Source organism: Streptococcus sp. KHUD_012, assembly GCF_052588255.1.
Genome location: NZ_CP159355.1, coordinates 917,889 through 942,607 on the forward strand (window position 1 = coordinate 917,889; position 24,719 = coordinate 942,607).

The 24,719-nt window shown below is 41.5% G+C and carries 20 protein-coding genes; 14 read left to right on the forward strand and 6 right to left on the reverse strand.

The annotated features are described in order from the left end of the window. Positions 1-29: 29 nt before the first annotated feature. The 3 genes from ppc (at position 30) to tpiA (ending at position 5,255) form a co-directional block, all read left to right on the forward strand. Positions 30-2,855, forward strand: coding sequence for a phosphoenolpyruvate carboxylase (ppc, locus tag ABVF55_RS04395; protein WP_031574012.1), 2,826 nt, complete (start codon positions 30-32; stop codon positions 2,853-2,855). 281 nt (positions 2,856-3,136) lie between these two features. Continuing rightward, positions 3,137-4,333, forward strand: coding sequence for an elongation factor Tu (tuf, locus tag ABVF55_RS04400; protein WP_003008055.1), 1,197 nt, complete (start codon positions 3,137-3,139; stop codon positions 4,331-4,333). A gap of 163 nt (positions 4,334-4,496) precedes the next feature. After that, on the forward strand, positions 4,497-5,255 hold the full coding sequence (tpiA, locus tag ABVF55_RS04405; protein ID WP_049486064.1) for a triose-phosphate isomerase: 759 nt from the start codon (positions 4,497-4,499) through the stop codon (positions 5,253-5,255). A 74-nt stretch (positions 5,256-5,329) separates the two neighbouring features. Here tpiA and ABVF55_RS04410 read toward each other — a convergent pair whose 3' ends face one another. The 4 genes from ABVF55_RS04410 to ABVF55_RS04425 are packed head-to-tail and all read right to left on the reverse strand — an operon-like array spanning position 5,330 to position 9,893. Next, positions 5,330-6,565, reverse strand: a complete 1,236-nt coding sequence (locus ABVF55_RS04410; protein WP_445285596.1) for an aminoacyltransferase — start codon at positions 6,563-6,565, stop codon at positions 5,330-5,332. Positions 6,566-6,571: 6 nt separating this feature from the next. Beyond that, the gene (locus tag ABVF55_RS04415; protein ID WP_031574026.1) at positions 6,572-7,783 is read right to left on the reverse strand and encodes an aminoacyltransferase; all 1,212 of its coding nucleotides are present in this window, start codon (positions 7,781-7,783) and stop codon (positions 6,572-6,574) included. A 3-nt stretch (positions 7,784-7,786) separates the two neighbouring features. Next, a complete protein-coding gene (gene yidA, locus ABVF55_RS04420; RefSeq protein ID WP_445285597.1) occupies positions 7,787-8,593 on the reverse strand; it encodes a sugar-phosphatase in 807 nt (268 codons plus the stop codon). After that, positions 8,583-9,893 (reverse strand): HD domain-containing protein, encoded by a 1,311-nt coding sequence (locus tag ABVF55_RS04425; RefSeq protein WP_013903868.1) that lies wholly within the window; start codon positions 9,891-9,893, stop codon positions 8,583-8,585. The genes yidA and ABVF55_RS04425 overlap by 11 nt, the downstream gene beginning before the upstream one ends. 115 nt (positions 9,894-10,008) lie before the next feature. Here ABVF55_RS04425 and ABVF55_RS04430 point away from each other — a divergent pair, with 115 nt between their 5' ends. The 3 genes from ABVF55_RS04430 to ABVF55_RS04440 all read left to right on the forward strand — a co-directional run bounded on the left by ABVF55_RS04430 (position 10,009) and on the right by ABVF55_RS04440 (position 14,070). Further along, positions 10,009-10,392 carry a DUF1934 domain-containing protein gene (locus ABVF55_RS04430; RefSeq protein ID WP_049475354.1) on the forward strand — a complete coding sequence of 128 codons (384 nt, stop codon included), beginning with the start codon at positions 10,009-10,011 and terminating at the stop codon, positions 10,390-10,392. A gap of 203 nt (positions 10,393-10,595) precedes the next feature. Then, positions 10,596-13,280: a cation-translocating P-type ATPase gene (locus tag ABVF55_RS04435; RefSeq protein ID WP_320909901.1), complete on the forward strand. Its 2,685-nt coding sequence runs from the start codon at positions 10,596-10,598 to the stop codon at positions 13,278-13,280. Positions 13,281-13,401: 121 nt separating this feature from the next. Beyond that, on the forward strand, positions 13,402-14,070 hold the full coding sequence (locus ABVF55_RS04440) for an MIP/aquaporin family protein (RefSeq protein WP_045759670.1): 669 nt from the start codon (positions 13,402-13,404) through the stop codon (positions 14,068-14,070). Positions 14,071-14,100: 30 nt separating this feature from the next. On the opposite strand, the gene ABVF55_RS04445 is transcribed toward ABVF55_RS04440, so the two are convergent. Then, a complete protein-coding gene (locus ABVF55_RS04445; RefSeq protein WP_201089235.1) occupies positions 14,101-14,958 on the reverse strand; it encodes a metallophosphoesterase in 858 nt (285 codons plus the stop codon). Between the two features lie 175 nt (positions 14,959-15,133). Here ABVF55_RS04445 and prfB point away from each other — a divergent pair. The 3 genes from prfB to ftsX all read left to right on the forward strand — a co-directional run bounded on the left by prfB (position 15,134) and on the right by ftsX (position 17,885). Beyond that, a protein-coding gene (gene prfB, locus ABVF55_RS04450) for a peptide chain release factor 2 (RefSeq protein ID WP_100209015.1) occupies positions 15,134-16,229 on the forward strand; the annotation gives its coding sequence in 2 pieces (ribosomal slippage) (positions 15,134-15,205 and positions 15,207-16,229; 1,095 coding nt in all). A 44-nt stretch (positions 16,230-16,273) separates the two neighbouring features. Beyond that, complete coding sequence (gene ftsE, locus ABVF55_RS04455; RefSeq protein WP_003008021.1) at positions 16,274-16,966, forward strand: cell division ATP-binding protein FtsE; 693 nt, start codon at positions 16,274-16,276, stop codon at positions 16,964-16,966. Beyond that, on the forward strand, positions 16,959-17,885 hold the full coding sequence (ftsX, locus tag ABVF55_RS04460; RefSeq protein ID WP_042759907.1) for a permease-like cell division protein FtsX: 927 nt from the start codon (positions 16,959-16,961) through the stop codon (positions 17,883-17,885). The genes ftsE and ftsX overlap by 8 nt, the downstream gene beginning before the upstream one ends. A 70-nt stretch (positions 17,886-17,955) precedes the next feature. Here the strand turns inward: ftsX and ABVF55_RS04465 are convergent, their stop codons facing one another. Next, positions 17,956-18,597, reverse strand: a complete 642-nt coding sequence (locus ABVF55_RS04465; protein WP_320909902.1) for an MBL fold metallo-hydrolase — start codon at positions 18,595-18,597, stop codon at positions 17,956-17,958. Between the two features lie 118 nt (positions 18,598-18,715). On the opposite strand from ABVF55_RS04465, the gene ABVF55_RS04470 reads away from it, so the two are divergent. From ABVF55_RS04470 to ABVF55_RS04490, 5 genes are all read left to right on the forward strand, one after another. Next, positions 18,716-21,169 carry a bifunctional DnaQ family exonuclease/ATP-dependent helicase gene (locus ABVF55_RS04470; protein WP_445285598.1) on the forward strand — a complete coding sequence of 818 codons (2,454 nt, stop codon included), beginning with the start codon at positions 18,716-18,718 and terminating at the stop codon, positions 21,167-21,169. 4 nt (positions 21,170-21,173) lie between these two features. Then, positions 21,174-22,154, forward strand: coding sequence for a YeiH family protein (locus tag ABVF55_RS04475; RefSeq protein WP_049472428.1), 981 nt, complete (start codon positions 21,174-21,176; stop codon positions 22,152-22,154). Positions 22,155-22,187: 33 nt separating this feature from the next. After that, positions 22,188-23,417 (forward strand): FtsW/RodA/SpoVE family cell cycle protein, encoded by a 1,230-nt coding sequence (locus ABVF55_RS04480; RefSeq protein WP_049523486.1) that lies wholly within the window; start codon positions 22,188-22,190, stop codon positions 23,415-23,417. A 19-nt stretch (positions 23,418-23,436) separates the two neighbouring features. After that, positions 23,437-23,988 carry a DJ-1 family glyoxalase III gene (locus ABVF55_RS04485; RefSeq protein ID WP_320909904.1) on the forward strand — a complete coding sequence of 184 codons (552 nt, stop codon included), beginning with the start codon at positions 23,437-23,439 and terminating at the stop codon, positions 23,986-23,988. 165 nt (positions 23,989-24,153) lie between these two features. After that, positions 24,154-24,717 carry an HAD-IA family hydrolase gene (locus ABVF55_RS04490; protein WP_320909905.1) on the forward strand — a complete coding sequence of 188 codons (564 nt, stop codon included), beginning with the start codon at positions 24,154-24,156 and terminating at the stop codon, positions 24,715-24,717. The last annotated feature ends 2 nt before the right edge of the window (positions 24,718-24,719 follow it).

A 24,719-nucleotide genomic window follows, 5' to 3' on the forward strand; every position in this document is an offset into this window, starting at 1 on the left:
GTTGAATGGCTATTCAAAAAGGAGAAAAAATGGTCTTACAAAAATTAGAGAATTTCACAAATAAAGATATTATCAAAGAAGAAGCCGAAATCTTAACCAATTTATTAGATGATATTACGAAAAATTTGGTTCGTCCGGAAACCTTTGATAAAATTAGGCAGTTGAAGGATCTATCAAAAACACAGAACTATCGTGAGTTGAATCAACTAGTGGAACAATTGACAAATGAAGAAATGACAGTGATTTCACGTTATTTTGCTATTTTACCACTCTTGATTAACATCTCAGAAGATGTCGATTTGGCCTATGAAATCAATCATTTGAATAACGTGGATGGTGAATACCTCGGAAAACTTTCTTCAACCATTAAAGAAGTTGCAAAAAATGAAGATGCACAGGAAATTCTTGAAAATCTCAATATTGTACCTGTTTTAACAGCCCATCCAACTCAAGTGCAAAGAAAAACCATGCTGGATCTAACCAATCATATTCATGCTCTTCTTCGTCAGCATCGGGATGTTAAAGCTGGTTTAATGAATGAGAATAAGTGGTATAACAACCTCCGTTGTAATATCGAAATCATGATGCAAACGGATATGATTCGTGACAAAAAATTGAAGGTTACTAATGAAATCACCAATGTCATGGAATATTACAATAGCTCTTTCTTACAAGCTGTTCCAAATCTGATGTTGGAATACAAACGCTTGGCAAAAGAGCATGGATTAGAGCTTGAACAACCACGTCCGATCACAATGGGCATGTGGATTGGGGGAGACCGGGACGGGAATCCATTTGTAACAGCTGAGACCTTGAAGCGTTCAGCAACTATTCAAAGTGAAGTCATTTTGAACTATTACATCGAAAAGATTTCAAAATTATACCGTCATTTCTCCCTTTCAACGAGTCTTTCTAAAACAAGTGAAGCAGTAGCTGAAATGGCAGCCCTATCAAGTGATACATCCGTCTTTCGTGAAAAAGAACCGTACCGTCGAGCTTTCCACTATATCCAATCAAAATTGATCCAAACCTTGGTCAATTTAAAAGAATGGACGATGGTGGGAGAAACCAGAGAAGATCGTTATGCTGTCGAGAGGTTATTAGGAGCAAATGCTCATCAACAAGGGCCAGTTTCTGATTATATCGGCAATCGTATCTCTGGAGCTTTAAAGAAAATTTCTGAGAAAGAAGCTCCAGCTTATGCCTCTGCTCAAGAATTTAAAGAAGACCTTGAAAAGATCAAAGATTCCTTGTTAGAAAACAAATCAGAATATTTGATTTCTGGTGAATTTGCAGAACTTCTAGAAGCCATCGATGTTTTTGGATTCTATCTGGCCTCTATTGATATGCGTCAGGATTCGAGTGTGCATGAAGCCTGTGTGGCAGAATTGCTGAAATCAGCTGGAATTAATGACCATTATTCTGATTTATCAGAGGATGAAAAGTGTCAAGTTCTCTTGAAAGAACTTTTAGAAGACCCACGTATTTTATCAGCAACCCATGCTGAAAAATCTGAACTGCTTGAAAAAGAATTAGCGATTTTCCAAACGGCCCGTGAATTGAAGGATCGTTTAGGAGAAGAAGTCATTCGTCAAAACATCATTTCTCATGCAACAAGTGTGTCAGATATGTTAGAATTGGCTGTGATGTTGAAAGAAGTGGGCTTAGTCGATACGGAAAAAGCTCGCGTTCAAATCGTACCGTTGTTTGAAACGATCGAAGATTTGGATCATTCAGAAGAAACCATGAGAAGTTACTTGTCTCTTCCGATTGCCAAACGTTGGATTGCTTCTAAGAACAACTACCAAGAGATTATGTTAGGTTACTCTGATTCCAACAAAGATGGTGGATACTTGTCTTCTTGTTGGACCCTCTTTAAAGCCCAACAACAATTGACCGCTATCGGAGATGAGTTTGGAGTGAAGATTACCTTCTTCCATGGTCGTGGTGGTACGGTTGGTCGTGGTGGAGGTCCTACTTATGAAGCCATCACTTCTCAACCGTTGAAATCCATTAATGATCGTATTCGCTTAACCGAGCAAGGGGAAGTGATCGGCAATAAATATGGAAATAAAGATGCTGCCTACTACAACCTTGAGATGCTCGTCTCTGCAACCATTAACCGAATGATTGCCGAACAAAAGAGTCCATTCTCTATGTTTGATCGTTTCGGGGAAGTCATGGATAAAGTCGTGAATCGCAGTTACGATATCTATCGTGATTTGGTCTTTGGAAATGAGCACTTCTATGATTACTTCTTTGAATCAAGTCCAATTAAAGCAATTTCAAGCTTTAATATTGGTTCACGTCCAGCTGCTCGTAAGACCATTACAGAAATCGGTGGTTTGCGTGCTATCCCATGGGTCTTCTCTTGGTCACAAAGTCGGGTGATGTTCCCTGGTTGGTATGGAGTAGGTTCTAGCTTTAAGGAATTTATCGACGAGGATCCTGAGAATATTGAAACCCTTCGATACATGTATAAAAACTGGCCTTTCTTCCAATCTCTCTTGTCAAATGTGGACATGGTCTTATCCAAAGCCAACATGGATATTGCCTTTGAGTACGCGCAATTGTGTGAAGAAGAAGAAGTGCGCAATATCTATCAGATTATCTTACATGAATGGCAATTGACCAAGGACATCATCTTGATGATTGAGGAACAAGACGAGTTGCTCGCGGAGAACCCTTATCTGAAAGAAAGTTTGGACTATCGGATGCCATACTTTAACGTCTTGAACTATATTCAGTTAGAACTGATTCGACGTCAACGGACCGGCCAATTACCAGCCGATCAAGACAAGCTAATCCATATTACGATCAATGGAGTGGCTACAGGATTACGTAATTCAGGTTAAAAAAATCGGAACGACTGTTCCGATTTTTTTATTCCCTGAACCCAAAAGGCGCAAAAGGTACGTATTGGGCTTGAATAGAAGATTTTAAATGAGAATTTTCAAAGCTAGAACAGGATCTTTCAGCAAGCTGATAAAATAAAAGAAAAGAAGAGGAATAATTAAGAAAATATAGGTAAAAGGCTTGCAATTTTATCTAAAATTCGATAGAATAGTAAGGAAAGTTAGACTGTATTGCCTACTGTCTATCTATAAAATATATTTTATTGGAGGCTTTTACTCAAATGGCAAAAGAAAAATACGATCGTAGTAAACCGCACGTTAACATCGGTACAATCGGACACGTTGACCACGGTAAAACTACCCTAACTGCAGCAATCACAACTGTTTTGGCACGTCGCTTGCCTTCATCAGTTAACCAACCTAAAGACTATGCGTCTATCGATGCTGCTCCAGAAGAACGCGAACGCGGTATCACCATCAACACTGCACACGTTGAGTACGAAACTGCTAAACGTCACTACGCTCACATCGACGCTCCAGGACACGCGGACTACGTTAAAAACATGATCACTGGTGCCGCTCAAATGGACGGAGCTATCCTTGTAGTAGCTTCAACTGACGGACCAATGCCACAAACACGTGAACACATCCTTCTTTCACGTCAGGTTGGTGTTAAACACTTGATCGTCTTCATGAACAAAGTTGACTTGGTTGACGATGAAGAATTGCTTGAATTGGTTGAAATGGAAATCCGTGACCTTCTTTCAGAATACGATTTCCCAGGTGATGACCTTCCAGTTATCCAAGGTTCAGCTCTTAAAGCTCTTGAAGGTGACTCTAAATATGAAGACATCATCATGGAATTGATGGATACTGTTGATGAGTACATCCCAGAACCAGAACGCGATACTGACAAACCATTGCTTCTTCCAGTCGAAGACGTATTCTCAATCACTGGACGTGGTACAGTTGCTTCAGGACGTATCGACCGTGGTGTTGTTCGTGTCAACGACGAAATCGAAATCGTTGGTATCAAAGACGAAATCCAAAAAGCAGTTGTTACTGGTGTTGAAATGTTCCGTAAACAACTTGACGAAGGTCTTGCAGGGGATAACGTTGGTGTGCTTCTTCGTGGTATCCAACGTGATGAAATCGAACGTGGACAAGTTATCGCTAAACCAGGTTCAATCAACCCACACACTAAATTCAAAGGTGAAGTTTACATCCTTACTAAAGAAGAAGGTGGACGTCATACTCCATTCTTCAACAACTACCGTCCACAGTTCTACTTCCGTACAACTGACGTAACTGGATCTATCGAACTTCCAGCTGGAACTGAAATGGTAATGCCTGGTGATAACGTGACTATCGACGTTGAGTTGATCCACCCAATCGCCGTTGAACAAGGTACTACATTCTCAATCCGTGAAGGTGGACGTACTGTTGGTTCAGGTATGGTTACTGAAATCGAAGCTTAATTCGATCTAGTTCCCAGATTAACAATTATATAGACAGACAGAAAACCCCGTGAAGACGGGGTTTTTATTTTGGTAAAAAGTAAAATGAGCTTGTGCAACCTTTCATTATGACGAAAATTATGGTAAAATAGTAGTATAAAATTAGAAAAAAGAGGTATGTGAAATGTCACGTAAACCATTTATCGCTGGTAACTGGAAAATGAACAAAAATCCAGAAGAAGCAAAAGTATTCGTTGAAGCTGTAGCATCAAAACTTCCTTCAGCTGACCTTGTTGAAGCTGGTATCGCAGCTCCTGCAGTTGACTTGACAGCTGTACTTGCTGCTGCTAAAGGTTCAAATCTTAAAGTTGCTGCCCAAAACACTTACTTTGAAAATGCTGGTGCCTTCACTGGTGAAACTAGCCCACAAGTTTTGAAAGAAATCGGTACTGACTACGTTGTTATCGGTCACTCAGAACGTCGTGACTACTTCCATGAAACTGATGAAGATATCAACAAAAAAGCAAAAGCAATCTTTGCGAACGGTATGCTTCCAATCATCTGTTGTGGTGAAAGCCTTGAAACTTACGAAGCTGGTAAAGCAGCAGAATTCGTAGGAGCTCAAGTTTCAGCTGCTCTTGCTGGATTGACTGCAGAACAAGTCGCTTCAACAGTTATCGCATACGAGCCAATCTGGGCGATCGGTACTGGTAAATCAGCTTCACAAGACGACGCACAAAAAATGTGTAAAGTTGTTCGTGACGTTGTAGCTGCTGACTTTGGTCAAGAAGTGGCTGATAAAGTACGTGTTCAATACGGTGGTTCAGTTAAACCTGAAAACGTTGCTGAATACATGGCTTGTCCAGACGTTGACGGAGCTCTTGTGGGTGGTGCATCACTTGATCCAGAAAGCTTCTTGGCATTGCTTGACTTCGTTAAATAATAACATCTAAAAGGCGAGAGGTTTCTCGTCTTTTTTATAGTAGAAAAGACCAGCTTCAAAGCTGGTCTTTTGAGTTAAGAACGTCCTAATAGTTTCTTAATGAGAGAAATCAGTTTGTATTTCAGAGGACTTGGGTAATAACGGAAGGTTCCCATCTTACGGACGATGTAGCCGTTGAAGTTTTGTTTGAAACGAAGAACACCGTCTGACCCGTCAAAGATTCCTTGAATACCGAGGAAGTTATATCTTGGGATACCACGTTTGATGGTTTCAAGCATCATATATTCTTGGAGAACAGCAGGAGCATAGAACTTATTAAATTCTGTATAAGAGCCACTGAATAAATAGGTGGATTCTTGTGGCATATAGACGAAGAGGCTACCTGCAAGAATGACGTCTTGATCTCCATATTTTTCAATATATTCTTTTGCGTCCCTCTTTCTCACCTCAAAGGTATCAAACTGGCTAGAGAATTCACGAAGTTGATTTTGTTTTTTCTCTGAATTGGGGTTGACTTCAAGATCCTTCTGTAATTTCTCAATCTTCTGTGCTAGTTTTCCTTGGTCTTTTTCAAGATTCGTGTAGTAATGGTGGAAGTTCAGTGTTGCGATCATGAAATCTGCATTGTCGCCAAAACTGTCATAGAAAGTTTGGTAATAATCCAAGGTCTTATCCTGATAGTCGCGACGGTCACTGGTAGAGGAAGTAATATCCTTAAAGAGTTGCAGTTCATCTCGGTTTAATCGTTTCAGTTCAATACCGAAAGATTTGGCTTTCTTGACAAGTGGCTTTCCTTTTTTACTGAAGCTCTTGAGAAGATTTTTCTCGGTGATACCCTCCATATCTTTCACATAATGCCAATCACCTTCTCCACCTGGATAACCTGTTGTTAAACCATCATGCTGATAGCCCAATTTTTTTAGGGTATCCATAAAATGGGTTTGCTCTTCACTGGTTGGATTGCCGTCACTGTCAAAGGTTTGATAGGTATCATAGGGCTTGATAACGAGTTCAATAGCCCCATTTTCTTTCGCATAGTCTTTTAAGGCTGCATAGAAGGGTTCTAGCATAGATTCCTCTTGGCAAAGGGGGCCAGAATTGATTTCCATATGGAGACCACCTGTCATAGGAAGACTGTACAAGATTGCTGCCACTTGGACTTGATCTTCTTGCTTCCAAGCGATAAATTGGACGGTATTTCCTCGCTTTTTAAGCAGATCTGCCATTTCAGCAGACTGGATAAAAGAGCGATGGGAGACAGTATTTGCAAATGAGGTAAATTCTTCTTTTGAAATTGTCGTAAGAGTCATGTAACTTTATTTACTCCTTAATTTTTTCCGGATCTTGTAGACTTTGTTTACAAGTGGATAGAGTGGACTGGTTGGGAGGTTGAATTCCCCAACAAATTCTTCAATGACAGGATTAAATTTAGATTTAAAATGATAGAGACCACCATCGAGTGAATTTTCAATGCCCCCCATATTTTGCCAAGAAGCACCACGGTCGAAAGCGTGTTGGGCAGTTTCATACCAGGTGAGGATAGCAGGTTGGTAACGGCGGAATTCTTCATCCATCCCTGCATAAACATTTTCAGACGTCCCACCGAATTCAAGGGTTAAGGTCCCAGATAAAGGAACGATCTGTCTACCTGCTTGGAGATGCTGTTCAAGAAATTGCAGTTCTTCCTCTATCCGCTCTTTTTCTTTTTGGTTATTCTCAACCTTGCCAGGCTTTGTTTTTTCTGTGAATTTTTCAGCCTCTGCCTTGTTTTTTTCAAGATCTTTTGTAAGGGAGGTTTTCCGTTTCTCGAGATCTAGCGTAGACAAGGTAATGTAGGATTGTCCTTGGTAGGTTGTGAGCAGTTTTTCGTAGTAGTCTTTTCCACGTAAATGAATGCTTTTACGAGCCTCAGTCTTTTTCATGAGAGAAGCAAAGTCCTCTAACAATTCGGTTCCGCCAAATTGGACTTGGATTCCTTTGTTTCGAGCAGTTCGGATGGCTTGTCGAGTAGATTTTGAAAGATCTTGCTCGGTGAAAAACTCTTTGTGGATATTTGCTTGAAAGCGTGGTTGGATATTTTCTGCCATATCACTGGTTCGGCCAGTCCATTCAACCCCTTCTTTAGTTAAGGTGTCGATCATCGCTTGCACAGTAGGAGCTTCCGTCTTTTCTTGTCCAATCAAGTGTTTACTCAAGAAAAGACTTGGATCAAATTTCACAAACAAGGCCTTGTATTGTTTGGCTATCTTTTTAAGGGACTGGATCACAAATGAAACCAGCTCTTTGTTTTGGTAATCCATGATTGGACCTCGAGGAATGTAGAGCATGGAAAAGCCAAGTGGCAGGGGTTGAATCAAGATGCTAGCAACAGCGACTAATTGGTCTTCTTGATAAAAACCAACCCGTTCATTTCCCCAATTATCTTTGATTTTTGCCCATGAGCTGCTTTGTAAGAGATTGGTTTGGTCACTCTGAATAACAAAGTCATCATGCTCACTAGCAGAAATTCCTAGCTGGTAATGGTACATTTCTTATAATACCCACTTTCTAATGGCGTATGCAACGCCAGATTCATCATTTGATTTGGTAATAGTTGTAGCAATTTTTTTAAGAGCTGGATTGCCATTCTCCATAACGACGGCATGTCCCACGACTTCTAGCATGGAACGGTCATTTTCCTCATCTCCGATGGCCATGGTTTCTTCTTGCTGGATTCCAAGTCGTTCAGCTAGATGAAGAACAGCTGATCCCTTATTGGTTGTTTTCCCTAGAATTTCTAAATAAAAAGGGGCTGATTTGACCATAGTGAAGCGGTCCGTGAATTCTTTAGGGATTTTTGCAATCGCAGCATCTAGAATATCTGGTTCATCGATATACATGGCCTTGACAAATTCTTTCTCACGAACTTCTTCAGGCGTCCGGTAATAAAGGGGCATATTGACCAGTTGAGATTCATGAATGGTGTAGCGTCCGATATCGCGATTGCTGGTATAGATGCCGTCTTTAGTAATAGCATGAGAGTGGATTTGGAGTTTGTTAGCAAGAGACTCGATATCGAGATAGTCCTCATAATGTAAAAGGTCTTTGATGAGTTCTTTTCCAGTAGCAGTTTCTTGCACCAGACCGCCATTAAAGGTAATGACATAGTCTCCAGGATCCATCAAATGGAGTTCTTTTAAAAGTTTTGAGACCCCTGCGATAGGACGACCGGTTGTGATCACGATTTTAACGCCTGCGGCTTTAGCATCTTGAATGGCTTCAAATACGGAAGGTGTGATCTCTTTTTTTGAATTGAGGAGTGTACCATCGATATCGATCGCAACTAATTTAATGGACATCCGTCTCTCCTGTAAAATAATCATTGGTAATGTAAGAAGTGAATTCTTCTACTTGCTTACTGAAAAGTCCATTAACCTCCAGCATTTCTTTTGGAAAATAGAAGCGGTTGTCCCCATAGCGAGTTCCTGCTAAAGCAGCGACGAGTGGAGACAACTGAGATAATTCAGCGAGACTCCCATCTTTTCGGATCATCTCGATCTGGGTCCGTGGTTTTTCAAGCTCTGGTCGATAAATATCGTAAGGCAGGTCAAAATTTTGATGAATAGCTGTGTAGTAGGTTGGATTAAAGCCAACCTCTTTAATCAGTTTTTCAAGGATTGCTAAGTCTTTCCGCTTATCTTCTGTAAATAGAATCGACTTAAAGACTTTCCGATTGATATAGCGCTGAGCAAGATCAGACAGGATGGTATCCGGACTATCCATCCAGACTTGGAAATAGGTATTCATCACACCGTCATCTAGATTTAAGTAGTCTTGGATAGTGACTTCTTCTTCAAAAAATGGAATCAAACGAGGTGAAGTCAGTTGAAAATACTCTTTCTGATCTGGATAAATGGTTCTAGCGCGTTTGAGTAGATTTTGAAGGAGGACTTCCATGGCACGAGTAGCCGGGTGGAAGTAGACCTGCATATACATTTGGTAACGGCTGACCACGTAATCCTCGACAGCGTGCATGCCATTTTGTTGGAAGGCAATGCCATTTTCAATCGGTCGAATGACGCGCAAAATACGGGTCAAGTCAAATTTTCCATAGGAAGCACCCGTAAAGTAGGCATCTCGTAGCAAATAATCCATCCGGTCCACATCAATTTGACTAGAAATCAATTGCACCACTTGTTTATTGGGATAGGTATGATCAATGACGCTGGCTACACGGTTTGGGAAATCAGGTGCTACCTGTAAGAGGATTTGATTGACCTCCGTCTCTGGACTGGTGATGATCAGCTGGGTCATCTTTTCATGATCGGTTCCAAAGAGTCCTTCGAAGGTATGAGAATAGGCACCATGTCCAATGTCATGAAGAAGAGCGGCTGTCATGGTCAGTAAGTTTTCATCAGAATTCCATTGCTCTGCATACTTTTCCTCAAAAATAGACAGAATACGTCTTGAAATTTCATAGGCGCCAAGACAGTGAGAAAAACGACTATGCTCCCCACCGTGGAAGGTAAAACCAGATGTCCCCAGTTGTTTGATGCGGCGTAGTCGTTGAAATTCTTTACTATTAATTAATTGATAAATGATGGGATGATCCACATGAACGTAATCATGAACGGGATCGCGAAAGACTTTTTCATTCATGGGTCTATTATAGCAAAAAAAAGCCTATTTTGCGATCTAGAGGCTAATAGGGGCAGTCAAAATGCGTAAAATTTGATAGAATAGTAAGGCAAGAAAAGAAGAGAAGGAGACAAAGATGCAGATTCGCATTCAAAATACCATTCGATTTGGAGAAGAAATGGAAATTGTTGATCAGTACTATCAAGGTGAATGGAAGGAAAAAGCAGGTTTTCAGTATCTCTTGTATACCAATGAAGAAGATGAAAAGGTTGCTTTGAAATTTTCCAATGACGAATTGGTCATGACACGTTTCTCAAGTCCTAAATCCATCATGCGTTTCTACAAAAATGAAGATGGTGGGGCAATCATCCCAACTCCGATGGGCATTCAGCAGTTTTTGATTACAACAGATTTCTTTCAATTAGAAGCAGGTCATTTGCAAGTCTCTTATCGCTTGTTAACTCTCGATGGAGAACAGGAATTTGCTAATTATCAATTACTAGTGGAATGGGAAGAATAGACCTCATTAAATTATTAGAGATCCCGCTTGCTTTATTCTATAAAAATGGTATAATAAAACCACTCAAGGGAGTAGCTGGCGGTTTTCCGCGATAGTGTCGTCATTACGAATTATTTCCGGCACTATATTAAACAGCGAGACTTGTTTTTTTAAAAAACAGGTCTCTTTTTTTGTAAAAAGAGGCCAAAAAGGAGGAGACTGTTTTGTCAAAAGAACAAAATAAAGATTTGTTTTACACGCAATCTTCTGAGGAAGTCCTAAAGAACTTGGACTCATCTGTCGAAGGTTTGTCAACCGCCCAGGCTCAAGAACGCTTAGCGAATTATGGTCGTAATGAGTTGGAAGAGGGTGAAAAACGTAGCCTACTAGCTAAATTCCTTGATCAATTTAAGGATTTGATGATTATCATCTTGCTTGTGGCAGCGGCACTTTCTGTGATTACAGAAGGAATGGACGGTCTAACGGATGCCATGATCATCTTGGCCGTTGTTGTCTTGAATGCTGCCTTTGGGGTTTACCAAGAAGGGCAAGCAGAAGCAGCCATTGAAGCTCTGAAAAATATGTCTAGCCCCATGGCTCGTGTTCGTCGTGATGGCCATGTTATTGAGATTGACTCAAAAGAATTGGTACCCGGAGATATCGTCTTGCTTGAAGCGGGAGATGTCGTGCCTGCAGATATGCGTTTGTTTGAAGCAGCTTCTCTTAAAATTGAAGAAGCAGCTCTTACAGGGGAGTCTGTGCCAGTTGAAAAAGATGTGACAGGACTTGTTGAAGCAGATGCTGGTATTGGGGACCGCGTTAATATGGGTTACCAAAACTCAAATGTAACTTATGGTCGTGGTATTGGTGTCGTAACAAACACTGGTATGTATACAGAAGTTGGTAAGATTGCAGATATGTTGGCTAATGCCGATGAGACTGAAACACCATTGAAGCAAAGCTTGGAACAATTATCTAAAGCCTTGACTTACTTAATTGTTGTGATTGCGGTCATTACTTTCTTAGTTGGTGTCTTCGTTCGTGGGGAACATCCATTGGAAGGCTTGATGGTAGCTGTTGCCCTTGCGGTTGCGGCGATTCCAGAAGGACTTCCTGCCATTGTAACCATCGTTCTTTCTTTGGGAACAACAACCCTTGCCAAACGCAATTCGATTGTTCGTAAATTGCCAGCGGTTGAAACACTTGGTTCAACAGAAATCATCGCATCTGATAAAACAGGTACTTTGACCATGAACCAAATGACGGTTGAAAAAGTCTATACCAACGGTCAATTACAAAGTGCAGCAACCGAAATTGGAACAAGCAACAATACGCTTCGCATCATGAACTTTGCCAATGATACCAAGGTAGATCCATCTGGCAAGTTGATTGGGGACCCAACAGAGACTGCTTTGGTACAGTTTGGTTTGGATCACAATTTTGATGTTCGCGAAATTCTGAAGGATGAGCCACGTGTGGCAGAATTGCCATTTGACTCAGACCGTAAGCTTATGTCAACTATCCATAAGGAAGCGGACGGTTCATACTTTATCGCTGTTAAGGGGGCTCCTGACCAATTGCTCAAACGTGTGACGCGTATTGAAGTTAATGGGGAAGTTCGTCCTATTACGGATGAAGATAAGAAAGCTATCCTTGCTACCAACAAAGACTTGGCTAAACAGGCCCTTCGTGTCTTGATGATGGCTTATAAGACAAGCAAGGAAATTCCAACCTTGGAATCTGAAATTGTTGAGTCTGACTTGATCTTCTCTGGTTTGGTCGGTATGATTGACCCTGAGCGTCCAGAAGCAGCTGAAGCGGTTCGTGTTGCTAAGGAAGCGGGTATCCGTCCAATCATGATCACGGGTGACCACCAAGATACAGCAGAAGCGATTGCTAAACGTCTGGGAATCATCGATCCAAATGATACAGAAGACCATGTCTTTACAGGAGCTGAGTTGAATGAACTCTCTGACGAAGAATTCCAAAAGGTCTTCAAGCAATATTCTGTTTATGCTCGTGTATCACCTGAACACAAGGTTCGGATCGTGAAAGCTTGGCAAAATGAAGGAAAAGTTGTTGCCATGACTGGTGACGGGGTCAACGATGCACCATCACTTAAGACAGCTGACATCGGTATCGGTATGGGGATTACAGGTACAGAAGTTTCTAAGGGAGCTTCAGACATGGTCCTTGCCGATGATAACTTCGCCACTATTATCGTAGCGGTAGAAGAAGGACGGAAGGTCTTCTCCAATATCCAAAAATCTATTCAGTATCTCTTGTCCGCCAATATGGCTGAAGTCTTCACCATCTTCTTTGCAACACTCTTTGGTTGGGATGTGTTGCAACCAGTGCATCTTCTCTGGATCAATTTGGTAACCGATACTCTTCCAGCCATCGCTCTTGGTGTGGAACCAGCTGAGCCCGGTGTCATGACTCACAAACCTCGTGGACGTAAATCTAACTTCTTTGACGGTGGGGTCTTTGGAGCCATTCTTTATCAAGGAATCTTCCAAACCATGCTAGTTCTTGGTGTTTATGGCTGGGCCTTACTCTCTCCAGAACATGCGACTCGTGCCGAAATCCATGCAGATGCTTTGACCATGGCCTTTGCAACTCTTGGTTTGATCCAATTGCTCCATGCCTTTAACGTTAAATCGGTTTACCAATCCATCTTTAAAGTGGGACTCTTCAAGAACAAGACCTTTAACTGGTCGATTCCAGTTGCCTTTGTTCTCTTGATGGCGACCATCATTATCCCTGGATTTAACAAACTCTTCCATGTGTCTCATTTAAGCTTGACACAATGGTTAGCTGTTATGATTGGTTCGCTCTTGATTGTTGTTCTTGTTGAGATTGTTAAAGCCGTTCAACGTGCACTTGGAAAAGATAAAAACGCCATTTAAATATAAAAGAAGTCATCTCCGGATGGCTTTTTTTGCGGGCAAAATGGACTGGGCATATTTCTTGAGGTACGTGTAGATTTTTGATAAACTAGTCAACAGTTTGAAGAAAGGAAACTTAGTTATGAAAAAGTTTTTTGCTGAAGTAATCGGTACATTTATGCTTGTCTTTATCGGGACTGGCGCAGTTGTTTTTGGAAATGGAACAGAAGGTCTGGGACATTTAGGAATTGCCTTGGCATTCGGTTTATCTATTGTCGCAGCAGCTTACTCAATTGGGACTGTTTCGGGTGCCCACTTGAACCCGGCTGTTTCGATTGCCATGTTTGTGAACAAACGCTTGTCTTCAAAGGACTTGGTTAATTATATTGCAGCGCAAGTAGTGGGTGCGGTTCTCGCATCTGCAACAGTACTCTTCCTCTTGTCAAATTCAGGTATGTCAACAGCTAGTCTTGGTGAAAATGCCCTAGCGAAGGGTGTGACTCCATTTGGCGGATTCTTGTTTGAAGTAATTGCTTCCTTTATCTTTATTTTGGTCATCATGACAGTGACTTCAGCTACCAAAGGTAATGGCAAGATCGCTGGTCTTGTGATCGGTTTGAGCTTGACTTTAATTATTCTTGTTGGTTTGAACATTACAGGACTTTCTGTTAACCCAGCTCGTAGCTTGGCACCTGCCCTCTTTGTTGGTGGTGCAGCCCTTCAACAAATTTGGATCTTTATCTTGGCTCCAATTGTCGGTGGTGTTCTGGCTGCAATCGTTGCAAAAAATCTCTTGGATACTGAAGAGTAAAAAAATTGGTTCCGAAGGAGCCAATTTTTTTTATAGTTCAAGGATCGTCATGGTTTGAGAAAATTCATGAGCGAGCTGTTTTTTCTTGTATGCTTTAAATTCGGGGAGGTCTTTGATTCTGCGATAGCGTTTGTAGGGATCGTATCGTTTTGGAAAATCATATTCAGGAAAAGCATCGAAAAATTGTTTGCAAAGCTCCCATTCTCGGACATAGCCTAAAGGTCTGGCATGATAGGTGATATTGTCGATTTTCCTATCTGAAATTCTGTGGTGGCTGTGTCCAAATATGACATCTTTGACAGGGAATTGCCGAAAAAGCTCATGAAAGGCTTGGCTCCCTAGAAAAGCATTAAAGCGTTCAAAATAAGGGTGGCGCAGGAGAAACTGACTATGAGGAACAAAGTGCATGGCGATGATCAGGGGTTGGTCTACACGCATGAGCTCTTGTTCCAGTTCTTGCAACAGACGTTGGGTAATGGCTGGATCAGATCCCATTCGTTGGAGGCGTCTGTCAAACCAAAACAGATTCTTGGTTTGGAGATGTTTTTGGGGAGAAATAGTAGGAACAAAGCTGTAGTCATACCAGCCCGAAAAGGCAAGAAGCGTATGATTGGAGAATGAGATTTTTTGAAATTCAAAAGGTCTCATGGCTTCTTCTGATAGGCCCAGCATATCATGATTTCCTAGGCTAAAGGTCACTGGAAGGTGACATTGAAGTTGGTCTAAAAATTCCTGTGACGTCTTTTCAAAGCCGTTGGCAATATCTCCTGCAATATGGAGATGTTGAATTTTTTTGTCCTTGAAAAGAGTGATCAGAGTCTCTAATTCTTCTTTGCCGAAGTTGTTTGAATCAATATGTAAATCGGACATAAAAGCTACTGTTGTCATGCTACCAGTCTAGCATAAGAGCATCTTTTTTTCTAACAATTAGGTTACAAATGAATAGAAAAAATGCTGAAAATCAGCTGGCTTGGCAGTTGTCAACCAGCAGATCCAATATTGGAAGGTGGGCAAATAGTGAAGGTTATGATATAATAGACTAGATACATAGAAAGAGGTACTTATGGACATTTCAGAAATTCGTCAAAAAATTGACGCAAATCGTGAAAAATTAGCTTCTTTCAGGGGGTCTCTTTGACTTAGAGGCATTGGAAGAAGAAATTGCCATTTTAGAAAATAAAATGACAGAACCTGATTTTTGGGATGATAACATTGCTGCGCAAAAGACATCTCAAGAATTAAATGAACTCAAGCAGACCTATGAAAATTTCCATCAAATGGTGGATCTCTTTGATGAGTCAGAAATCTTACTGGACTTTTTGGCAGAAGATGATTCGGTCAAGGAAGAATTGATCGAGAAGTTGGAGGAGCTGGATAAACGTATGACCAGCTATGAGATGACCTTGCTATTGTCTGAACCCTATGACAATAATAATGCCATCTTAGAAATCCACCCAGGTTCAGGAGGAACAGAAGCTCAGGACTGGGGCGACATGCTTCTTCGGATGTATACTCGTTTTGGGAATGCCCACGGCTTTAAAGTTGAAGTCTTGGACTATCAGGCTGGAGATGAGGCTGGAATCAAGTCTGTGACCCTATCCTTTGAAGGGCCACATGCATACGGTCTTCTGAAATCTGAAATGGGGGTACACCGTTTGGTTCGGATCTCTCCATTTGACTCCGCTAAACGTCGTCATACCTCCTTTACATCTGTTGAGGTCATGCCCGAATTAGACGATACCATCGAAGTCGAAGTTCGTGATGATGATATCAAGATGGACACCTTCCGCTCTGGTGGAGCTGGTGGACAAAACGTCAACAAGGTCTCTACAGGGGTGCGCTTGACCCACATTCCGACAGGGATTGTAGTGGCGTCCACCGTGGATCGGACCCAATACGGGAACCGTGATCGTGCGATGAAGATGTTGCAAGCTAAACTCTACCAATTAGAGCAAGAGAAAAAAGCAGCAGAAGTGGATTCTCTAAAAGGGGATAAAAAAGAAATCACCTGGGGAAGTCAAATCCGCTCCTATGTTTTTACCCCTTACACGATGGTTAAGGATCACCGGACCAACTACGAAGTAGCGCAGGTGGACAAGGTGATGGATGGAGATATCGATGGCTTTATCGATGCCTACCTTAAATGGCGTCTCCAATAACCTAGAGGGAATCAACCAGAAAAGAATGAAAGGAATTTCATTACATGTCAATGATTGAAATGAAAGATGTTGTCAAAAAGTATGACAACGGGACGACGGCCCTTCGCGGGGTCTCTGTCCAAATTGAACCAGGAGAATTTGCCTACATCGTAGGACCTTCTGGTGCAGGGAAGTCGACCTTTATTCGACTTTTATACCGTGAAGTCAAACACGATAAAGGAAGTTTGAAAGTAGCTGATTTTGATTTGGATAAAATCAAAAAACGCGATATTCCTATGTTGCGACGCAATGTGGGAGTGGTCTTCCAAGATTATAAATTGCTTCCAAAGAAAACCGTTTATGAAAATATTGCCTACGCAATGCAAGTTATCGGTGAGCGCCGTCGCAATATTAAAAAGCGTGTTATGGAAGTTTTGGATCTTGTCGGATTGAAACACAAGGTCCGCTCATTCCCGAATGAATTGTCCGGTGGAGAGCAACAACGGATTGCGATTGCTCGTGCGATCGTCAACAATCCGAAAGTCTTGATTGCGGATGAGCCAACGGGGAACTTGGACCCAGATAATTCATGGGAAATCATGAATCTTTTGGAGCGGATTAATCTGCAAGGGACCACAGTATTGATGGCGACCCACAATAGCCAGATTGTAAATACTTTACGTCACCGTGTCATCGCGATTGAAAATGGTCGTGTAGTGCGTGATGAAGCGGAAGGAGAGTACGGATACGATGATTAGAAGATTTTTCCGACACTTAATCGAATCGCTTAAAAGCTTGAAACGAAATGGTTGGATGACGATTGCAGCGGTCAGCTCGGTTATGATTACCCTTAGCTTGGTTGCTATTTTCGCTTCAGTTATTGCCAATACCATTAAGCTTTCAGATGATATTCAAAACAGTGTGCGGGTTGTAGTATACATGCGCAAGGATATTCAAGATCAGAGCGAGCAGATTGAAAAAGACGGTCAAACCGTGACCAATGAAAACTACCATAAGGTCTACGATGCTCTGACAGCCATGAAGCATGTCGACAAGGTTGATTTTTCTAGCAAGGAAGAACAGTATGATAAACTGATCAAAACGGCTGGGAACAACTGGAAGATTTTTGATGGAGATGCCAATCCTCTCTATGATGCTTATTATGTAGAGACAACGGCTCCTAAATATGTAAAGCAAGTTTCGGCTGATGCCAAAAAAATTGAAGGAGTTTCTGAGGTAAAAGATGGTGGGGTCGATACCCAACGTTTGTTCGCTCTTGGAACCTTCATCCGAAACTGGGGCTTGATTGGTGTAGCTTTATTGATCTTCATCGCAGTCTTCTTGATTTCAAATACCATTCGGATTACCATCATTTCACGTAGTCGTGAGATTAAGATTATGCGACTGGTAGGAGCAAAAAATGGTTATATTCGTGCACCATTCCTTTTAGAAGGTGCTTGGATCGGTCTCTTGGGAGCCTTGGTTCCTTCAGCTTTGGTCTTTTATGTTTATAATGTTGTCTATACATCTATGAACAATAACTTGGCAGATCAAAACTTGTATCTCTATAGCCCTCATCTCTTGGTACCGATCATGGTCGGTGGCCTCTTTGGATTAGGAATTTTGATTGGGGCGATTGGTTCTTCAATCTCCATGAGACGTTTTCTTAAGATATAATAAAAAAGCAAGTTCGCACTTGCTTTTTTTGTATCCTTTTATTAGGACAGGAAGGAGGATACATGATTCTTTAAGATTGTCTAAAGAAGGGATTGAACATCTTCTCGTGACCAATAGAAGTTTCAGGGCCATGACCAGGATAGACGGTATAGGAAGATGGAAGGGAAAAGAGTTCTTCTCTAATACTGCTAAGCAACTGTGCCGCGTTCCCTGTTGGAAGATCGGTCCGTCCAATGGTTTCGCGAAAAAGGGCATCACCAGATAGAACCAGGTGATCCTGAGGAAAGACGATGGAAACCCCTCCTGCAGAGTGGCCTGGTGTCTCCAGAACATAAAAGTGGAAATCAGCTATTTGGTAATCGGAGCGAATGTCATAAAGGAAGTCGGCCTCCTTGCATACAACATCTTCTAAATCCGCATGACGATCCAAACCAGATAAATTATCGACAGGAGAAGACAACCAACTGGCTTCTGCTGGATGGACATAAACAGGTGGGAAATGATAGGTCTGACGAACCTTTTCAAGACTCATAATGTGATCATAATGCGTATGGGTTAAAAGAATTGCTACGATTGGTTTTCCGATGCGATCCAATTGTTTTTGAATAGTCGCCCAGTCGCTACCTGGATCGACAAGAATGAGGGAGTGATCATTTTCAAGGTAGTAGGTGTTTTCATAAGCTATAGGATTAACAGTACGATAGATTTTCATAAGGACTCCTTTCTAGAATAGTGTATCAAATTGTAAGGAAAATAACAGGATTGAAGTCAGCCTGAAAGGAGAAAAAAATCTGCAGAGCTTGCTCAAACGTGATATAATTTTAAGTATTATGACAAGACAGAAACGGAAATATGCCATTGTGGATCTGGAAGCGACCAGTGCTGGAAGCAATGCTAAGATCATTCAGGTTGGGATTGTCATCATCGAAGATGGGAGGATTATGCAATCCTATGAGACGGATGTGAATCCCCATGAACGATTGGATGAGCATATCAAACAATTGACTGGCCTGACAGATGCTCGCTTGAAAAAAGCACCAGAGTTTGCACAAGTGGCAAAAGAAATTTTTGAATTAATAGAAGATGCCGTCTTTGTGGCCCATAATGTCAAATTTGATGCGAATTTATTAGCAGAAGCCCTCTTTTGGGAAGGATTTGAGCTAACGACTCCTCGGATTGATACGGTTGAATTGTCTCAAATTTTCTATCCGACTTTAGAACGCTACAATTTAGGAGCGCTTGCAGCTGAACTGGAAATTGAGTTACACCATGCTCACTCCGCTTTAGCGGATGCTATGGCAACAGCCCAGCTGCTGTTGAAATTGAGAGAGAAAATTGCTAGTTTACCAAGGGGATTGATCGAAAAACTTCTTTCGATGGCAGATTGTTTGATTTATGAATCACGACTCTTAATAGAAGATGCGCTTGAAGACAGTAGCCTTTTTTTACCAGCTCATTTAGTAGAGGTTCATGGTCTCTATCTGCGAAAGCCACAGCAGTTTTTAGAAAGTCGTCATTTGTCTGAACAGTTTGAACTCAATATGCAGCTGTTGGGAATGGAGGCTTATCCGGAGCAGAGAGAATTTGTTGCCTATATCGAGGACAGTTTGCAACAGCCACTTCCGAGTTTTATTGAAGCGCCAACGGGTATTGGGAAGACCTATGCCTATCTATTAACGCTTTTGGCGAAAACATCCAAGCGCATTCTTGTCAGTGTTCCGACTAAAATTCTTCAGGATCAAATTATGAAGAAGGAAGGAAAGACTATCCAAGATCTTTTCCAAATTCCCTTTCATAGCCTGAAAAGTCCCAAGGATTACATCCAACTCGATAAATTTTATGAGGCCTTACAGAGTGAGTCAGATAATGGGATGATCCGACGCTTTAAAATGCAACTGTTGGTTTGGCTGACGATGACGGAAACGGGAGAGCTCAGTGAAATTGGTCAACTCTATCGTCATCTTCATTTTGTAGCTGACATTTGCCACGATGGCCAATTGTCGAAACGTTCGCTTTTTTATCAAGAAGATTTTTGGCGCCTCGGCCAGGAAAAAGTGAAAACCAGCCGGGTAATTCTGACCAATCATGCCTATCTGTTAACTCGTCTAGAAGATGATAAGAGTCTACTTCAAGAATCTGTTCTGGTTGTGGATGAAGCGCAAAAACTCTTCTTTGCTTTGGAGCAGTTTTCACAGAGAGAAGAAACCTTGCAATCTCTTCTTCTAAGCTTGCAACACGCCATCGAAGAGGAAAAAGATCTTCTGCAACGGCGTTTGCTGGAAAGTATTCAATTTGAATTAAATGCCTGCTCTAAGGAAGTTGTACAAGGAAAAACAGCGATCTTATCAGATCAAACAGTGGCAAAAATTCGACAGGATGTCTCAGAATTAAAAAACGAATCATTAGAGAATCTAAGGGAATTGTTTGATGAGCGCTACCAAACCTTTTGGATGGACAAGGAAGTGGTCGAAAGCCACCAGATTCTTCGTCTCCACGGAGGAGTTGAGGACTTGCTATCCTTTAAGGAGTTTGTTCCTGAAGAAGTGCCCGTGCTCTTTGTATCAGCGACGATCGCGATCAGCAAAAAGGTGCATTTACCTGCCCTTTTGGGATACAAAGAGCAGCAGATCTACCGGGTGCCAATAACAGTCAAACAACACCAGGAATTATTGGTGCCGATAGATTTTCCAGATGTCGTTTCTTTATCTTCAGTGGAATACGCAGGGGAGATTTGTCAGCTCGTCGGTGAACTCCTTCCTTTACGAAAGCCAATTTTTCTTTTGTTTACTTCAAAAGAATTGTTACTGGAGACGTCAAACGCATTGAAGTTTCCTCACTTGGCCCAGTATCGAAATGGGGATGCAGCCAATATTAAGCGACGATTTGACCGAGGAGAAAGCTCCATTTTATTGGGAACAGGAAGCTTCTGGGAGGGAGTCGATTTCTCCCAACAAAAAGAAGTGATTCAAATCATCACGCGCCTTCCTTTTGACAATCCTAAAGATTATATGGTTCAAAAGCTGAATACAAAACTCAGAGAACAGGGGAAAAATCCCTTTTACGACTATAGTCTTCCAGTCGCGATTTTAAGGCTAAAACAGGCTATTGGGAGAACCAGCCGTTTTCAAGATCAGGAATCTTTGGTGCTTTTATTAGATCAGCGGGTGGTAACCAAGCGATATGGAAAACAAATTTTGGATGGTTTGCAACAAGTGTTGCCCCTTCACACGACAGTGAGAGAGCGGCTTGTTGAGCAAGCAGCTGACTTTTTTGAAAGGAATTGAGAAAATGAAAAATAAAGGATTTGGACTTGCAATTGCATTTGTACTGGCACTTTGTGCTATGTTGTTGGGAACTTTCTTTCCCATTATTGGCTCCAGTGTTTTTGCCTTAATTTTAGGAATTGTCCTTAATGAATTTGTGGATTTGCCGGAGAATTCACGACCAGGCTTGAACTGGTCCGGTAAGAAATTGTTGCAGTATTCGATTATCTTCATGGGATTTAGCTTGCCCATTGCGACAGTTGCCTCTACAGGTTTGTCTTCTTTAAAGATTAGTCTGCCAACGATAACCGTTGCCTTTCTTGCAGCTATTATTTTTGGGAGAGTCTTCCACCTGAAATCTCATCTACGGACCTTAATTGGGTTTGGTACAGCTATTTGTGGTGGATCTGCTATTGCAGCAGCAGCGCCGATCATTGAAGCAGACGAAGAGGAAATTGCCCTATCTATGTCAACTATTTTCTTCTTCAACATTTTGGCTGTCTTTATCTTTCCAGTATTAGGGCATTTATGGCATATGTCTAATTTCCAATTTGGCCTCTGGTCAGGAACAGCCATTAACGATACGTCATCTGTTGTAGCAGCAGCATTTTCTTACAGTAAAGCAGCGGGGCAAATGGCTACAATTGTTAAGTTAACACGCGCCCTGATGATTGTACCAGTTTGTTTGGGCTTGATCGGTTTAAAATGGTATCGGAGTAAACAACAAGGAAGAAACAAAGGAATGTTAAAGAAAATTATTCCTTGGTTTATTATCTGGTTTATTGTGGCTTCCATTCTTTCTTCTATTGGCCTGGTACCTAAAGTGGTCCTACCTTACCTAAATGACCTTTCTCACCTCTTTATGGCCATGGCCTTGGTTGGAATCGGAAGCAAGGTTTCTTGGAAACAGTTCCGTGCGGCAGGAGCAGCCCCCCTTCTGGTAGGTTTGATTGCTTGGTTCTGTGTGGCAGGATCTAGCTTGATTCTACAGATGTTGTTCTATTAATTAATTTGATGATTCTCACAGAAAGGAACGTGAATGAAGAAACATCATTTTTGGACGATCCACCTGGATTATTCGATCATTGGAATTGTCTTCACCCTACTTATAATAGGGATCTTATCCGTTTATGTGGCAGTTTCTCATGATTATCCCCAAATGGTGTGGCCTTTTTTGGGGCAGCAATTAGCCTGGATTGGTGTGGGATGTATCATTTGCCTGATTGTGACGATTTTTAGTACGAAATTTCTTTGGAAAATCACTCCCTTTCTTTACCTACTAGGCTTGGCCTTGATGGTTCTTCCTCTTGTTTTTTATAATCCAAACTTGGTGGCTTCAACAGGTGCAAAAAACTGGGTAGCTTATGGAAACATCACCTTATTTCAGCCTTCAGAATTTATGAAGATTCCCTTCATCCTGATGCTGTCACGTTCTATTGTTCGATTTTTACAAAGAAATAAGGGGCGTGAGCGATTGTTACGACAAGATTGGTTTTTAATTCTAGAGTTGACCATCTATACAATTCCGGTCTTTGCCTTATTGGCCCTCCAGCAGGACTTGGGAACGGCCTTAGTATTCTTGGCCATCTTTGCGGGCTTAGTGCTCGTTTCAGGAGTTTCTTGGAAAATAATCTTGCCGGTCATCTTGCTTCTGGCAGGTGGGTTAGCAGGCTTTCTCTTTCTCTTTCTATCAGAAGGGGGTCGGGCTTTTCTGCACCAGCAAGTAGGGATGCCAACCTACCAAATGAACCGTATTTTAGCCTGGTTAAATCCTTTTGACTATGCACAAACAACCACCTACCAGCAGGCGCAAGGACAGCTAGCCATTGCCAGTGGTGGACTCTTTGGTCAAGGATTTAATGTATCTAATTTATTGGTTCCCGTAAGGGAAAGTGATATGATTTTTACAGTCGTCGCAGAAGACTTTGGCTTTGTTGGAGCTCTGGTGCTGTTGATTTTATATGTGACCCTGATTTACCGTATTTTAAAAATCACCCTCCAGTCCAACAACCAATTTTATACCTATATTTCCATTGGATTTATTATGATGCTGGTCTTTCATATTTTTGAAAATGTCGGAGCGGTAACGGGCCTTCTCCCCTTGACGGGGATTCCTCTCCCCTTTATCTCACAAGGAGGTTCCTCTATTATTAGTAATCTGATTGGTATTGGCCTAGTACTCTCAATATATAATCATAGTAGTAAAAAGAAAGGACCAGAAGAAGAGGTTCCAATCCGTAAAAAAGTAGTCCTTAAAAAGGCGCAATAGTTAGAAAGAAGGAATGAAAATGAAAAAAGTAGCAACGATTTTAGCAAACGGTTTTGAAGAAATTGAAGCCTTGACCATTGTCGATGTTTTGAGACGTGCTGGGATTGACTGCGACCTCATTGGCATGGAAGAAACAGTCACAGGTTCTCACCAAATTACAGTGGAAGTAGATCGCCTTTGGAGTGGAGATCTTTCAGATTATGATGGAATCTTCTTACCAGGTGGGATGCCAGGAGCAGCGAATTTGAGGGACAATGCAGAATTGATCACAGCCCTTCAGGAAGAAAGTGGCAAAGGAAAAACCATCTCTGCAATTTGTGCTGCCCCCATTGTTTTGGCGCGTGCAGGTCTCTTAAAAGATAAACACTATACGTGTTACGATGGCTTTGAAGAAGAGATTCAAGATGGCCATTATCAGAAAGAAACAGTGGTGAAAGATGGTAATCTTCTCACCAGTCGTGGTCCTTCAACAGCCCTAGCCTTAGCCTATGCCTTGGTAGAGCAATTTGGAGGAGATGCCCAAAGTCTTCGTCAAGGAATGCTCTATCAAGATGTCTTTGGAGATGCTTAAAATTGCTCTTTTGGACACCATATTTTCTGGTGAAAGTTTACATTCTATGACGGAAAATGACTTCTCTATGATTTAAAATGAAATGACCGTAAAAAATGGCTAAAATCCCCCCTAAATGAGGGTTTTAGCTTATTTTTTTTGTCCATTTGTGGTATAATATTGACTATGAATTATCATGATTTTATATGGGATCTTGGTGGGACGCTATTGGATAATTACGAAACGTCCACAAATGCCTTTGTAGCGACATTGAAGGACTTTCACATCCAAGCCGATCATGATTCTGTTTATGCAGCATTAAAAATCTCAACACAGGATGCAATTCAAACCTTTGCCCCTCATATTTCCAATTTTCGTACGGAATACAAGAAAAAAGAAGCCTTGGGCTTGCAAGAGCCGGTCTTATTTGAGGGAGCAAAAGAGTTACTAGAAGAGATCCAAGTACATGGAGGACGCCATTTTTTGGTATCTCATCGGGATCGCCAAGTTTTGACCCTTATTGAACAGACAGGCATTGCACCCTACTTTACGGAGATTGTAACAGCAGACGAGGGCTTTCCTCGAAAACCAGACCCAGCCTCTATGCTTTATTTGAAGGAAAAATATGGCATTCAAGACGGTCTGGTCATCGGAGATCGTCCGATCGATATAGAAGCTGGGAAGGCTGCAGGGCTTTCGACCTATTTATTTGATTCCATGCCACGCTTACACCAGTTTATATTTGAATAGAA

What these genes read in the sequence shown, in the direction of transcription:
- yidA (WP_445285597.1), bottom strand. Translation starts at nt 8,593, where the DNA reads ATGTCCATTAAATTAGTTGCGATCGATATCGATGGTACACTCCTCAAT.
- ABVF55_RS04485 (WP_320909904.1), top strand. Translation starts at nt 23,437, where the DNA reads ATGAAAAAAGTAGCAACGATTTTAGCAAACGGTTTTGAAGAAATTGAA.
- ABVF55_RS04440 (WP_045759670.1), top strand. Translation starts at nt 13,402, where the DNA reads ATGAAAAAGTTTTTTGCTGAAGTAATCGGTACATTTATGCTTGTCTTT.
- ABVF55_RS04470 (WP_445285598.1), top strand. Translation starts at nt 18,716, where the DNA reads ATGACAAGACAGAAACGGAAATATGCCATTGTGGATCTGGAAGCGACC.
- tpiA (WP_049486064.1), top strand. Translation starts at nt 4,497, where the DNA reads ATGTCACGTAAACCATTTATCGCTGGTAACTGGAAAATGAACAAAAAT.
- ftsX (WP_042759907.1), top strand. Translation starts at nt 16,959, where the DNA reads ATGATTAGAAGATTTTTCCGACACTTAATCGAATCGCTTAAAAGCTTG.
- ABVF55_RS04465 (WP_320909902.1), bottom strand. Translation starts at nt 18,597, where the DNA reads ATGAAAATCTATCGTACTGTTAATCCTATAGCTTATGAAAACACCTAC.
- ABVF55_RS04475 (WP_049472428.1), top strand. Translation starts at nt 21,174, where the DNA reads ATGAAAAATAAAGGATTTGGACTTGCAATTGCATTTGTACTGGCACTT.
- ABVF55_RS04410 (WP_445285596.1), bottom strand. Translation starts at nt 6,565, where the DNA reads ATGACTCTTACGACAATTTCAAAAGAAGAATTTACCTCATTTGCAAAT.
- ABVF55_RS04480 (WP_049523486.1), top strand. Translation starts at nt 22,188, where the DNA reads ATGAAGAAACATCATTTTTGGACGATCCACCTGGATTATTCGATCATT.
- ABVF55_RS04490 (WP_320909905.1), top strand. Translation starts at nt 24,154, where the DNA reads ATGAATTATCATGATTTTATATGGGATCTTGGTGGGACGCTATTGGAT.
- ABVF55_RS04425 (WP_013903868.1), bottom strand. Translation starts at nt 9,893, where the DNA reads ATGAATGAAAAAGTCTTTCGCGATCCCGTTCATGATTACGTTCATGTG.
- ftsE (WP_003008021.1), top strand. Translation starts at nt 16,274, where the DNA reads ATGTCAATGATTGAAATGAAAGATGTTGTCAAAAAGTATGACAACGGG.
- ABVF55_RS04415 (WP_031574026.1), bottom strand. Translation starts at nt 7,783, where the DNA reads ATGTACCATTACCAGCTAGGAATTTCTGCTAGTGAGCATGATGACTTT.
- tuf (WP_003008055.1), top strand. Translation starts at nt 3,137, where the DNA reads ATGGCAAAAGAAAAATACGATCGTAGTAAACCGCACGTTAACATCGGT.
- ABVF55_RS04445 (WP_201089235.1), bottom strand. Translation starts at nt 14,958, where the DNA reads ATGACAACAGTAGCTTTTATGTCCGATTTACATATTGATTCAAACAAC.
- ppc (WP_031574012.1), top strand. Translation starts at nt 30, where the DNA reads ATGGTCTTACAAAAATTAGAGAATTTCACAAATAAAGATATTATCAAA.
- ABVF55_RS04430 (WP_049475354.1), top strand. Translation starts at nt 10,009, where the DNA reads ATGCAGATTCGCATTCAAAATACCATTCGATTTGGAGAAGAAATGGAA.